This is a genomic window from Caldimonas tepidiphila, from assembly GCF_003569765.1.
In the GTDB taxonomy this organism is placed as follows: Bacteria; Pseudomonadota; Gammaproteobacteria; order Burkholderiales; family Burkholderiaceae_C; genus Caldimonas; species Caldimonas tepidiphila.
On record NZ_QXMG01000198.1, the window covers coordinates 1 to 600 of the forward strand.

Annotated in this window: 1 pseudogene; it reads right to left on the reverse strand. The window is 68.0% G+C overall.

Going from position 1 to position 600, the window contains the following annotated elements:
• Nucleotides 1–600: pseudogene (gene tnpC / locus D3A59_RS25075) on the reverse strand (IS66 family transposase); the annotation flags it as partial.

Genomic DNA, 600 nt, shown 5'->3' on the forward strand with positions numbered 1-600 from the left:
CCGAGGTCCAGCGATGTGGCAGCAACTCAGCGATGCGGCTGGCAGGCTGTGTGGGCAGCCGGGTCATCACGTCCTTGAGGTAGGCGTAGGGGTCGTGCCCGTTCAGGCGCGCCGAGTGCACCAGGCTCATGATGGCCGCGGCACGCCGGCCCGCGCGCAGGCTGCCGGCGAACAACCAGTTTGCCCTGCCAAGGGCAATCGGGCGGATCTGGTTCTCCACCCAGTTCTGATCGATGGGCAGTTCGCCGTCGTCGATGTAGCGGATCAACGCCGCCCAGCGCTTGAGCGAGTAGTCGATGGCCTTCGCGGTCGCTGAGCCGTCGGGCACGGCCTTTCGCTGCTGTGCGAGCCACTGGTGCAGCGCGTCGGCCAGTGGCTGGGAGCGCGCCTGCCGCACGGCCTGGCGTTCCGAGGGCTGCAAGTCCTGCACCTCGCGCTCGACGGCGTAGAGCTGGCCGAAGAACTTCAACGCCTGCTCGCCACGTGGTTGGCCCACAGCTCGTGGAACTTGCGACGTGCGTGCGCCATGCAGCCGGCTTCCGTGACGCCCAGCTCGAAGCAGGCCTTGTAGCCGCTGTAGTCGTCCGTCACCAAGCGCCC